This is a genomic window from Pseudomonas sp. UBA2684, assembly GCA_002354655.1.
In the GTDB taxonomy this organism is placed as follows: Bacteria; Pseudomonadota; Gammaproteobacteria; order Pseudomonadales; family Pseudomonadaceae; genus Aquipseudomonas.
The window spans coordinates 97139-109754 of sequence record DELY01000016.1; the positions used below are offsets into that span (position 1 = coordinate 97139).

Here is a 12616-nt window from a genome sequence, read left to right on the forward strand (position 1 = left end):
ACCCGATGATCGCCAAGCTGATCGCCTGGGCGCCGACCCGCGACCAGGCCAGCAGCACACTGAGCCAGGCCTTGGCCGACTCGGTGTTGTACGGCGTGGAAAGCAACCGCGACTACCTGCGGCAGATTCTGACGGACGCCCCCTTTGCCAGCGGTTCGCCCTGGACCCGCTGCCTGGAGGGCCTGGTCTACACCGCCAGCACTTTCGATGTGCTCAGCTCCGGCACCCAGACCACCGTGCAGGACTTCCCCGGCCGCATCGGCTACTGGGCCGTTGGCGTGCCGCCGTCCGGGCCGATGGACAGCCGCGCCCTGCGCCTGGGCAACCGCCTGCTGGGCAACCACGAAGGCGCCGCCGCCCTGGAAATCACCATGAGCGGCCCGAGTTTGCGCTTCAACACCGATGCCGTGGTGGCGGTGACTGGCGCAGAAATCCCTTTCACGCTGGACGGCGTCACTCAGCCGATGAACACCGCGCTCTTGATCAAGGCCGGCAGCACCCTCAGCCTCGGCACCATCGCTGGCGCAGGTGCGCGCTCGTATCTGAGCCTGCGCGGCGGCCTGCAAGTGCCGGAGTACCTGGGCAGCAAAAGCACCTTCACCCTCGGCCAGTTCGGCGGCCACGGCGGTCGCGCTCTGCGCGCCGGCGATGTGCTGCACATCCCGGCATTGAGCGATGCGGACAACGGCGCGCAACTGCCTGAAGAACTGTGCACCGCCCTACCCGCCGTGCGTGAAATCCGCGTGATCTACGGTCCACATGGCGCGCCGGAATATTTCACCCCGGCCTATATCGACACCTTCTTCGCCACCGACTGGGAAGTGCACTTCAACTCCAGCCGCACCGGCGTACGTCTCATAGGACCGAAACCCGAATGGGTACGCGACAGCGGCGGCGAAGCCGGCCTGCACCCGTCGAATATCCACGACAACCCGTATGCGATTGGCGCCGTGGACTTTACCGGCGATATGCCTGTGATCCTCGGCCCGGACGGCCCGAGCCTGGGCGGCTTCGTCTGCCCGGTGACGATCATCGAGGCCGACCTGTGGCAGCTCGGCCAGCTTAAGGCTGGCGACAAAGTGCGCTTCCTGCCGGTGGATATCGCCACGGCGCGGGAATTGGCCAAGGCCGACAAACTCGAGTATGTGAGCCTTCGTAGGAGCGGCCTTGGCCGCGATCAAGCCGACAACGCAATCGCGGGCAAGCCCGCTCCTACACCAGTTCATACGCTGACCAGCCCCATCGTCCTCGACATCGGCGAAGCCGACAAACGCCTGGTCGCCCGCCTCTCCGGCGACACCCACCTGCTGCTGGAAATCGGCGCGGCGGAGCTGGACCTGGTGCTGCGCTTCCGTGGCCATGCGCTGATGCAGGCGCTGGAAGCCAAATTCGGACTGAGTCAGGGCGTCGCGAGTGCAGCCGAGGCTAGGCAAAACTCGGCGAAGAAGCGCAGTTTGCATGCGGTAAATGAGCATTCTGAGCCGGGTTTTAACGACGCATCGGCAAACGCAGCAGCTCTGCCTCAGTTCGACAACGGCGTGATCGACCTGACGCCCGGTATCCGCTCGCTGCAAGTGCACTACCAGCCGGAAACCCTGGCCCTGAGCGAGTTGCTGCGCATCGTCGCTGGCGAGTGGGATGCGGTGTGCGCGGCGCAGAACCTCAAGGTGCCGTCGCGCATCGTCCATCTGCCGCTGTCCTGGGACGATCCGGCCTGCCAGCTGGCCATCGACAAGTACATGACCACCGTGCGCAAGGACGCGCCCTGGTGCCCGAGCAACCTGGAGTTCATCCGCCGGATCAACGACCTGCCCAACCTCGACGAGGTCTATCGCACGGTGTTCGATGCCAGCTACCTGGTGATGGGTCTCGGCGACGTCTACCTCGGCGCGCCGGTGGCCACCCCGCTGGACCCGCGCCATCGCCTGGTCACCACCAAGTACAACCCGGCGCGCACCTGGACCGCGGAAAACTCGGTGGGCATCGGCGGCGCCTACATGTGCGTGTACGGCATGGAAGGCCCCGGCGGTTACCAGTTCGTCGGCCGCACCCTGCAAATGTGGAACCGCTACCGCGACCTCGCCGCGTTCGACGGCAAGCCGTGGCTGCTGCGCTTTTTCGACCAGATCCGCTTCTACCCAGTCTCGGCGGACGAGTTGCTGCGCATTCGCCGCGACTTCCCCTTGGGCCGCTTTGATCTGCGCATCGAGCACAGCGAACTGGCGCTCGGCGCTTACCAGGATTTTCTCCGCCAGGAAGCAGACGGCATCGAGGCCTTCCGCAGCCAACAGCGCGCCGCCTTCGACGCCGAGCGCCAACGCTGGATCGCCTCCGGCCAGGCGCATTTCGACAGCGAGGAAGTGGTGGCCGAACTGGCTGAAGACGCCCCGCTCAGCGCCGGCCAACATGCTATCGAAAGCCATATTGCCGGCAACCTCTGGCAGGTACAGGTGAGCACAGGCGACCGTGTGCAAAGCGGCGATGTGCTGGTGATTCTCGAGTCGATGAAGATGGAAATCCCCCTGCTGGCGCCGCGGGCCGGCATCGTCCGCGAGGTACGCGTGCAACCCGGCTCGCCGGTGCGCGCCGGCCAGCGCGTGGTGGTGCTGGAAGACGCCTGAAGCTGACCTGAGTGGTGGATGGAAAAACGCCATCCACCCTACGAACTCTCACCGTAGGGTGGGTCACGCTTCATCGACCCACCAAGCGGACTCGCAATAAACGAGGAAGCCTGACATGACCCACGATTTCGACCTGCGCCTCGGCGCCCTGAAAGCCGCCTACAGCGACGCCAGCCTGACCCCGCGCCAGCTCATCCTCGCCCTGCGCGAGCAGGCGGCGGCGTTGAATCCGCAATTCAACCTGTTTATCCACCTGCTCAGCACCGAGGAACTGGAGCCCTACCTCGCCGCCCTCGACGGCCAATCGCCGGCCGAGCTGCCGCTGTACGGCGTGCCCTTCGCCATCAAGGACAACATCGACCTGGCCGGCATCCCCACCACCGCCGCCTGCCCGGCCTTCGCCTATGTGCCCGAGACCAGCGCCACGGTCGTCGCGCAACTGATTGCCCTGGGCGCCGTACCGCTGGGCAAGAGCAACCTCGACCAGTTCGCCACCGGCCTCAACGGCACCCGCTCGCCCTATGGCGAATGCCGCAACAGCGTGCACCCGGCCTACCCGTCCGGCGGCTCCAGCGCCGGTTCCGCGCTGGCCGTGGCCCTCGGCGTGGCCAGCTTCGCCCTCGGCACCGACACCGCCGGCAGCGGTCGGGTGCCGGCGGCGCTGAACAACCTGATCGGTCTGAAAGCCAGCAAGGGGCTGATTTCCACCGCCGGCGTGGTGCCCGCCTGCCGCACCCTGGACTGCGTGACCTTCTTCACCGCCAGTGCCAGCGAAGCCAGCCAGTTGCTGGCGCTGACCGCCGTGCTCGACCCACGCGACGCCTACAGCCGCGCCAACCCGCTGTGGAACGACGGCTCGGCCTTCGGCACGCCGCGTTCGGGGTTTCGCTTCGGCGTACCCGCGCAGCTGGAGTTCCTCGGTTGCAGCGAGAGCCCGGCGCTGTTCGCCAAGACGATCGACGACCTGAAAGCGCTCGGCGGCGAAGCGGTGGAAATCGACTTCGCCCCCTTCCTCGAAGCCGCGCGCCTACTTTACGAAGGCCCCTGGGTCGCCGAGCGCTACAGCGTCGCCGGAGAATTGATCGAACGGCAGCCCGACGCCGTGCTGCCGGTGATCAAGGCCGTACTGGAACAAGCGCCGGGCACCAGTGCCGTGCAACTGTTCCGCGCGCAATACCGCCTGCAAGCGCTGAAAGCCCTCTGCGACGGCATTCTCGACGGCCTCGACTGCGTGCTGACGCCTGCCTACCCGCGCCCGGTGACCCTCGCCGAACTGCACGCCGAGCCAGTCAAGCGCAACTCGGACCTGGGCTACTACACCAACTTCATGAACATGCTCGACTACGCCGCCGTCGCCGTGCCAGCCGCGGCCATGGCCAACGGCCTGCCCTGGGGCGTGACCCTGTTCGGCCGCGCCTTTACCGATCAATACCTGCTCAGCCTGGCCGCTGGCCTGCAAGGCCAGCATCAGCTGCCGCTCTGCGGTGGCCGGGCACTGGACCGCAACGCCACCGCTGGCGCGGCGCGCAGCGACATGAGCCGCCTCGTGGTGTGCGGCGCGCACCTCGATGGCCTGCCGCTCAACTGGCAACTGAAAAAGCGCGGCGCACGCCTGCTCGAAGCCACCCGCAGCTCGCCGGACTATCAGCTGTACGCCCTGGCCGGCGGCCCGCCAGCGCGCCCAGGCATGCTGCGCGTCAGCGCGGGCGGCGTGGCGATCGAGGTGGAAGTCTGGGAACTGCCAAGCCGCGAACTGGGCTCCTTCCTCAACGGCATCCCGGCGCCGCTCGGGCTGGGCAAGGTGCAACTGGCCGATGGCCGCTGGGAAACCGGCTTTATTTGCGAGCCGTACGGCCTCGAAGGAGCCAAGGACATCAGTCACTTCAACGGTTGGCGCGCCTACCTGGCGAGCAATCGCTAGGGTCAGAAGGCCCGGCGCAGCAAGGCCGCCAGCCTGCGCTGGGGGGCCGCGCAGAGCGGCGTGGCCGGTCCCCCGGGCTCGCGGGCCGGCGCCGTAGCGACACGCTGAATTGAGCAGCCAATATGGGCGCCGGGCCACTACAATGGCGCTATCGCCCTTCGAGCAGAACAGTGCATGCCGCCTACCAACGCGAAAACCAGCCAACGTCCCCTGGTCCTGCTGCTGCTCGTCTTGCTTGGCTGCGGCTTCCTCGCCACCTCGCTGGCCAGCTATCACGCGGCGCTGCAGTCGATCCGCGACAACATCGTCAACACCGAGCTGCCGCTGACCTCGGACAACGTCTACTCGGAGATCCAGAAGGATCTGGTTCGACCCATCCTGATTTCCTCGATGATGTCCCGCGACACCTATGTGCGCGACTGGGTGATGGCCGGCGAGCAGGACATCGAGCAGATGACCCGCTACCTGCGCGAAGTCCAGGAACATTACGCCACCGTCACCAGCTTCTTCGTCTCCGATAAAACCCACACCTACTACCAGGCCAAAGGCGTACTCAAGCAGGTGCAAGAGGGCGAGTCGCGCGATCTCTGGTATTTCCGCGTGCGCGATATGCAAACGCCTTACGAGATCAATGTCGATGTCGACATGGCCAACCAGGATCGCCTGACCGTCTTCATCAACTACAAGGTGTTCGACTACGCACAGCGCTTTATCGGCGCCACCGGCGTCGGCCTGACCGTAGATGCCGTGGTCAAGCTGATCGATGATTACCAGCAGCGCTACGACCGCAGCGTGTACTTCGTCGACACCACCGGACGTATCGTCCTGACCGGCGCCACTGGCGGGCCGATGGGCGCTAAAGTCGGCCAGTCGCTCAGCGAGGTGGCGGGCCTTGAAGACCTCATGGCGAAACTGCCGAAGCCGCAAAGCGGCAACTTCGAGTACCAGGAACACGGCCGCGGGCACTTTCTCAACGTGCGCTTCATTCCCGAGCTGGATTGGTACCTGTTCGTCGACAAACACGAAACCGGCGCCCTGGCCGGCATCCGCCAATCGCTGTACATCAACCTGCTGATCTGCCTGCTGGTGACCGCGATCGTGCTCAGCCTGGTCAGCATCGCCCTGCGCCGCTATCAAACGCGTATCACCGCCCTGGCCACCACCGACGCCCTCACCGAGCTGCCCAACCGTCGCGGCTTCGACCTGCTGGCCAACCAGGCAATCCAGGAAGCGCGGCGCGAGCAAAGCCAGCTCTGCGCGCTGCTGCTCGACCTCGACAACTTCAAAGAGCTCAACGACACCCACGGCCACCTGGGCGGCGATGAAGTGCTGCGCGGCTTCGCCCGCAACCTGCAAAGCAACCTGCGCCAATCCGACATCATCTGCCGCTGGGGTGGCGAGGAATTCATCCTGCTGCTCAAGAACACCCCGCCCGAGCAGGCCCGCCAGCTGGCCGAGAAAATCCGCCAACAAACCGAACACAGCCGCTTCGCTTACAGCGGCGCCAGCCTGCACATCACCACCAGCATCGGCCTGGCCGAGTTGCACGCCGACGACACGCTCAACCAACTGCTCGCCCGCGCCGACCGCGCCCTCTACCGGGCCAAACAAGCCGGGCGCAACCGCCTGTGTGAAGAAACCGCATGAACACCTCAGCATCCGCCTGCCCACGCTGCGGCCAGCCCAATCAGTGCGCCCAAGCCGACGCCAGCGCGCCGGTCGAGGCCTGCTGGTGCTTTCAGGCGTGCATCGAGCGCAGCGTGCTCGACAGCCTGCCCGCCGCACAGCGCAACCGCGCCTGCCTCTGCCCACGTTGCGCCCAGGGGCTGCCGCCGACCGCAGCAGACGCCCCGGCGGGTTAATGGGCGCTGTCGCCCCGCAGATCTCGACGGCACGTAAAACCACCCAGCACACAGACCACTCGCCATGCGCCTCGACCGTTTCCTCAGCAACCTGCCCCAGCTCAACCGCCAGGCTGCGCGCCAGCTGCTAGCCAGCGGGCGGGTGCGCGTGGATGGCCAGGTCAGCCATGACGGCCACACCGAGGTGCGGGTGTTCAGCCAGATAGAACTGGATGAGCAACTGCTGCAAGCCGGCAAAGCGGCGCGCTACTTCATGCTGCACAAACCCGTCGGCGTGGTCAGCGCCACCGAGCATCCCGAACACCGCACCGTACTCGACCTGCTCGCCGAACCGGACCCCGCCGACCTGCACCTGGCTGGGCGCCTCGACCTCAATACCAGCGGCCTGCTACTGCTCACCAACGACGGCCAATGGTCGCGCCGGGCGACCGCGCCGACAGGCGAACACCCCAAGGTCTACCTGGTCGACACCGAAGCGCCGATCGACACCGCGTATGTCGACGTCTTCGCGCAAGGCCTGTACTTCCGCTACGAAGACCTCACCACCCGGCCGGCCACACTGGAAATTCTCGCGCCACGCCACGCCCGCCTGACGCTTTACGAGGGCCGCTACCATCAGGTCAAGCGCATGTTCGGCCACTTCCAGAACAAGGTCATTGGCCTGCACCGCGTCAGCATGGGTGCGATCCAGCTCGACCCCCTGCTCGCCCCCGGCCAATACCGCGCCCTCACCGCCGCCGAAATTGCCAGCTTTTGAGCCATACGCTGGCGCGTCAGCAGAAGTCACCGGGTTCTGTTCGATAGTCGATCAACGGCAGCGCAAAAGGCCAATTAGAGCTTGCCAGGCGTATGCCCCACTGCTTAAATCGAATCACAAGGTCTTGTTGTGACTGAATAGTCACGAAAGCCATCTAAGCGTTCTTTTGGTTGTTTGCGCTCTGCGCGAAATGGGTTCCTGCCTGGTTACACGACATCCCTCCAGCACCTCGAAAAGGCTGGGGCGGATGCTCTATTTCAGCCCTAACCGATTGAAAATAAATAACTTATAAAATCCTCCAGCCTGACATTAGCTTGTCATGTCCAGGCGCTTTCCTGACTGTCCTACATTGCCCGGCTAAACGGCCTTGCCGTTTGCCATGCCCATTTTTGCGCCAGGAGGAAACGACATGAAGCCAGCCACCGCTGTCGTCGATGTTCACAGGACGTACAAGGTTCACACGGAGTTCTACGCCAACCCGAACGCCCGCAAGACCATCATTCTGGTCAACGGCTCACTGGCTACCACCGCCGCATTTGCGCAAACGGTCAAATACCTGCATCCGCAGTTCAACGTGGTGCTCTACGATCAGCCCTACGCCGGCCAGTCGAAACCGCACAACAGCAACAGCCGCCCGATCACCAAGGAAGACGAAGCGAGCATCCTGCTGGAGCTGATTGAGCAATTTCAGGCCAACTACCTGATGTCGTTTTCCTGGGGCGGCGTCGCGGCCATGCTGGCCTTGGCCAAGCGCCCGGCACGCATCGAGAAAGCCGTCATCACCTCATTCTCGCCGCTGCTCAACGAGCCGATGATCGACTACCTGGAAAAAGGCCTGAACCACCTGCACGCCGTGAACGGCGACGAACTCGGCCACCTGGTCAACAACACCATCGGCAAACACCTGCCGTCGCTGTTCAAGCGCTTCAATCACCGGCACATCAGTAGCCTGGCCGAACACGAATACCGGCAGATGCATTCGCATGTCCATCAGGTGCTGCACCTCGACGCCCACTGCGAGATGCAGTGCCTGTCGGCCGTCGACATCCCCGTGCTGTTCGTCAACGGTGAATACGACGAATACACCTCACCAGAAGATGTACGCCTGTTCGCCGAGCACCTCAGCGATTGCCAATTCACCACCATCGACAACGCCGGGCATTTTCTCGACATGGAACACAAAGGTGCGTGGCTACAGAGCCAGGCGGCGCTGCTGGGCTTCCTGCAAAGTGCGCCACGCAGTACAAAAAGCTTCCGCCCACAACCCGAGCTGCAGCATGCGATGGCGGTATGACCCACAGAAATTGGCCCGTCTGTACCGAGTCGCAACACCTTGCGCTCGGTACGGGCTTCATTTCCCCCGCGACTTCCGGTATAAAGGCCACCGCAAAAGCGGGCGTCGTATAATGGCATTACCTGAGCTTCCCAAGCTCATGACGAGGGTTCGATTCCCTTCGCCCGCTCCAGATTCCTATGGTTAAAGCCCTGTCCTTACAGGGCTTTTTCGTTTCTGGCGTTTGCTGGTGGTGAAAAAATGCCGACACCTGCCATCGGCCCGAATCAAATTGCAGCGCTCAAATGCTCACTCGTTGCGTAAAAACCGAACATACAGGATTGCGCATGCTGACCGCACAAAGAAGGCAGCATCGAGTGTCGAAACAGCAAAAAAACTGCGGGCCTTAATATAGAAGCTGAATATAAGCCTTCCGACACTTGGTAAGGGGCGGGCTTTAGCTCACCCTAGTGAGCGAAGCGAACGATTTGAATCTTGTTAGATTATTCAGTGCTATCGTCACAAATTGCAGTAAGGCCAAGAACAGTAGTTGGGGTGTCCCCAAACTGAGTTTTTGTTGCGACAACCATGTTTGCATTGGAATCACCCTCTAACTTATATGGCTTTCCACTGCATACCTTTTCGGCCTTTCTGCTTATTTTCCCCAATAACTCTTCGCGAGAATTGAAAACACTGCCATGACTCGTGATTGCATATTGGCCAGGGGCGACTTCAGTTGCAGCTGTCCAAGTGCATCCAGTAAGAACTATTGCTATAGAACCAAAGAGTATTGCTGTCTTCAACTGTATAGATCCCTATAAAAAGCTACGATTTATTTAAGAGGCGAGCATTAGCGCGCCCAAGAGAACGAAGTGAGCGATGTCAGCACTTTGTTATACGCTCCCGCACAGAACACCTTAACAGCCATTATATAGAGATGCGCTGGCGCTTAAGATACATAGATCAGATATCAGAGGAAATAGTTGAGTCTTGAGCGGGCTCAGCAGCTAGCTTCAATCGATCAGCTTTGCTAATGTGTTTAGACTTATTTTTTGGCGCCAATTTGGCACTAGCTTTTTTGGCGTGAGCCTTTAATAACTGATTTATTTTCTTACGACGATTCATATTTTCCTGCTCAGCTTGTACGTTTTTGAAAAATATCGGCTTGAAATACTGAACCAGATCCTGTCGCGCTTACGACTAAGCTAAAGGGCCGGCTTTAGCGAGCGACTTTGATCATTTTTTATACTGCCCTCGGCGCGTTCAAAAGTGCAATAACCGCAAAGTAGGTTAACGCAAATAAAGGAATGTTTGAGAAAGCAAATAGTAAAAATCTGATTTCAATTTTATTTACTAAAGACTGTACAAGACTATGCCCAACTCGTAGAAAGACATACGCCCAAGCAAACAGCAAGCTTGCTTGAGATTGAACCCCCAGTAAGGCTAGAGAGATTGTAAGTACATAAAATAATGTTGGCTGCTCAAGCAAATGATTGTAGTTATCCGCTTTCCAGCGTACACGCGGAGGAAGCAAAGACATTTGCTCGCCTCGTGGGGCATTTGGGTCAGGTTTCATGCTCGCGGCGCGTATAGCAGGAAGCCGCGTAGCGTACATCCACAACCACATCACCATCGTCCATGCAACCAAAGCGATCACTGGGCCAAGCAATTGCACTGATATTGTCATAAAAATCTCCATATTTTCCTGAACTATCTAGTAATGCATAACGTTTGCCTAAGGGGCGGGCTTTGCACGCCCCAGTTAGCGAGGCAAACGGTTTGAACACCATTCCATTAGTAGAGCGCTCCGGCTTTGGAGCGGACGAAGAAAGGCGAAACACTCAATAGAATCATTCGTTTAACTAGGCGGGACGCCACCTGATGGGTATTCGCTTGGCTTCCACATATTGCGCCATCAGTGCGCCACGCCGGAATATCAATGTGCCACATAGCGATTCGGAAGGGGTAGATCACTAGGCCGGCTGTATCGAAAAAGTGTCGACCCCACTGAGCAGAATCCAAAACGCGGAGGACGCCTGCCAAACACCTTTCCCCGCATGACGATGCGGGTTAACGCTCCACGATGAAATAGACCGCAAAGCTGCACCTCGGAATAGGCTTCGCCTAAGAAAACTCTGAAAAGGACTTCCTGATTTTGGCAAAATACCCGGACTCCACCCGCTGAGTTTTCCGATGAAGCAGATGACTTTCGCCGACGCCGAGTACGCCGGTAAGCGCAAACAGACCCGCAAAGAGTTGTTCCTGATCGAGATGGATCGCGTGGTGCCGTGGAAGGGGTTGATTGCCTTGATCGATCCGCATTACCCCAAGGGTGAAGGCGGTCGTCCGGCCTATCCATTGATGGCGATGCTGCGCGTACATCTGATGCAGAACTGGTTCGGCTACAGCGATCCGGCAATGGAGGAAGCGCTGTACGAGACCACCATCCTGCGCCAGTTTGCCGGGTTGAGTCTGGAGCGCATTCCGGACGAAACCACGATCCTCAACTTCCGTCGTCTGCTGGAGAAACATGAACTGGCTGCTGGCATCCTGGCTGTGATCAATGGCTATCTGGGTGATCGAGGCTTGTCGTTGCGTCAAGGCACCATCGTCGATGCCACGCTGATCAATGCGCCGAGTTCGACCAAGAACAAGGACGGCAAACGCGACCCAGAGATGCACCAGACCAAGAAAGGTAACCAGTATTACTTCGGCATGAAGGCCCACATCGGGGTCGATGACGAGTCGGGCCTGGTGCACAGCGTGGTGGGGACGGCAGCCAACATTGCAGACGTTACCCAGGTCGACAAACTGCTGCACGGCAAGGAAAACATGGTTGGGGCCGACGCGGGTTACACCGGCGTCGAGAAGCGCCCGGAACATGAAGGCCGGGAGGTGATCTGGCAGATCGCCGCCCGCCGCAGTACATACAAGAAGTTGGGTAAGCGCAGCGCGCTGTACAAAGCCAAGCGCAAGATTGAGAAGGCCAAGGCGCAGGTGCGTGCCAAGGTCGAGCACCCGTTCCGGGTGATCAAGCGCCAATTCGGCTATGTGAAGACACGCTTCCGTGGCCTGGCGAAGAACACCGCGCAACTGGTGACGCTGTTTGCCTTGTCGAACCTGTGGATGGCACGTCGGCACTTATTGACCAATACGGGAGAGGTGCGCCCGTAATGTGGGAAATGACTGCCGCGCGGTGCTCGTGGCGGCTAAAAACACAGAAATGAGTGGATGACCTGATCATCTTTGATCGATTCGCCGCTTTCAAAATCGGCGGGAACTGAAGTCAGCCAGAAATACAGGGCTACTTCAGACCATCCCTAACCATGAGTCGGCTTGCTCGACATCGCGCCGACAATAACGGCAATCGCAATTGATCCCCCCTGTTTTGGCCGCACACATTTCCTCCCACACTTGCCCATCACGCCTGCAGCGGGCTACAGTCCGTCTGTCGCGGTCAATCCCGTGACCGGGTGTGGTAGCCCGAGGATTCACGAAGGCGCGGTAGCGCCATAGCCGAGAGCAGGCGCTTTTTTTATGCCTGTTGCTTTCTCGTGCAGTTATGGCGGGCCGTGTGAGGCAGGCCTCGGCCTGGCCGGCTGTCCTTCGTGAGCTGGTCTACCACCCTTGCACGGTCCGCCTCCATTCGTGTGGTAGCGAAGAGAGGTGGGTCCTTACTTACACGAAGGAGCATAAGGAAAATGCGCTACCCCCCTTTTACCCAAGGGCTCCGCCTTGGGCTGTTCAGTTCGTCATTGACCTCCATGTTGGAGGTGCGCCATGACTAAGTCCCTCTGCCCTGTCATTCCCTTCCCGAAGCGTTTTGCTGTGCAGGATTCCTCTGCGCCCAGCGCCTGTGCGTTTCAAACGGCGGCCGAACAACGCGTGGTGCTGCTGCACCGCTTGTTCAATATCCTTTCCAACCTCGATGACTCCGGCTTTGCCCGCCTGCAACTGAAAGAGGCCTGCGAAAACGCCCGCGAAATGCTCAACGATGTGGTGGTGCTCTACCGCAGCGCGTTGGCGCAGGCCGAAGGGAGGGCTGGCGATGCATAAGCCCTTTACCAGTTACCTACCCAGCCACGATGGCCATCGCGGCGCGGTGATCAAGTGGCCGCAGGAGTGCCAGCAGGCGCTCGACCAAGTGCTTGCCGGTGCCAATACCTGGCTGAGCGACGATGC

At 60.7% G+C, this 12616-nt stretch carries 11 protein-coding genes and 1 tRNA gene; 10 read left to right on the forward strand and 2 right to left on the reverse strand.

What is annotated here, in order from left to right; genetic code table 11:
• The 7 genes from B3M58_RS07350 to B3M58_RS07380 form a co-directional block, all read left to right on the forward strand.
• Positions 1-2621, forward strand: a 2621-nt coding sequence (locus B3M58_RS07350; protein ID WP_296217985.1) for a 5-oxoprolinase/urea amidolyase family protein, incomplete at its 5' end; no start/stop codon positions are given.
• Between the two features lie 115 nt (positions 2622-2736).
• Entirely contained in the window at positions 2737-4542 is a 1806-nt protein-coding gene (gene atzF / locus B3M58_RS07355) for an allophanate hydrolase (protein ID WP_296217986.1), read from the forward strand.
• A 174-nt stretch (positions 4543-4716) separates the two neighbouring features.
• On the forward strand, positions 4717-6189 hold the full coding sequence (locus tag B3M58_RS07360) for a sensor domain-containing diguanylate cyclase (RefSeq protein ID WP_296217988.1): 1473 nt from the start codon (positions 4717-4719) through the stop codon (positions 6187-6189).
• Positions 6186-6404, forward strand: a complete 219-nt coding sequence (locus B3M58_RS07365) for a cysteine-rich CWC family protein (RefSeq protein WP_296217989.1) — start codon at positions 6186-6188, stop codon at positions 6402-6404. The genes B3M58_RS07360 and B3M58_RS07365 overlap by 4 nt, the downstream gene beginning before the upstream one ends.
• A gap of 64 nt (positions 6405-6468) precedes the next feature.
• Complete coding sequence (locus B3M58_RS07370) at positions 6469-7161, forward strand: pseudouridine synthase (protein WP_296217990.1); 693 nt, start codon at positions 6469-6471, stop codon at positions 7159-7161.
• A 409-nt stretch (positions 7162-7570) separates the two neighbouring features.
• Positions 7571-8455 carry an alpha/beta fold hydrolase gene (locus B3M58_RS07375; RefSeq protein WP_296217991.1) on the forward strand — a complete coding sequence of 295 codons (885 nt, stop codon included), beginning with the start codon at positions 7571-7573 and terminating at the stop codon, positions 8453-8455.
• 98 nt (positions 8456-8553) lie between these two features.
• Positions 8554-8627 (forward strand) — tRNA-Gly (locus B3M58_RS07380).
• Between the two features lie 770 nt (positions 8628-9397).
• Here B3M58_RS07380 and B3M58_RS07385 read toward each other — a convergent pair.
• Positions 9398-9559, reverse strand: a complete 162-nt coding sequence (locus tag B3M58_RS07385; protein WP_296217993.1) for a DUF2986 domain-containing protein — start codon at positions 9557-9559, stop codon at positions 9398-9400.
• Positions 9560-9677: 118 nt separating this feature from the next.
• Positions 9678-10121 (reverse strand): MAPEG family protein, encoded by a 444-nt coding sequence (locus B3M58_RS07390; protein WP_296217995.1) that lies wholly within the window; start codon positions 10119-10121, stop codon positions 9678-9680.
• Between the two features lie 506 nt (positions 10122-10627).
• Here B3M58_RS07390 and B3M58_RS07395 point away from each other — a divergent pair.
• The 3 genes from B3M58_RS07395 to B3M58_RS22550 all read left to right on the forward strand — a co-directional run.
• Positions 10628-11608 carry an IS5 family transposase gene (locus B3M58_RS07395; RefSeq protein ID WP_296217996.1) on the forward strand — a complete coding sequence of 327 codons (981 nt, stop codon included), beginning with the start codon at positions 10628-10630 and terminating at the stop codon, positions 11606-11608.
• Positions 11609-12214: 606 nt separating this feature from the next.
• Positions 12215-12490, forward strand: coding sequence for a hypothetical protein (locus tag B3M58_RS07400; protein ID WP_296217997.1), 276 nt, complete (start codon positions 12215-12217; stop codon positions 12488-12490).
• A partial coding sequence (locus B3M58_RS22550; protein ID WP_414704061.1) for a LasR-specific antiactivator QslA occupies positions 12483-12616 on the forward strand: 134 nt, incomplete at its 3' end. The genes B3M58_RS07400 and B3M58_RS22550, both read left to right, overlap by 8 nt.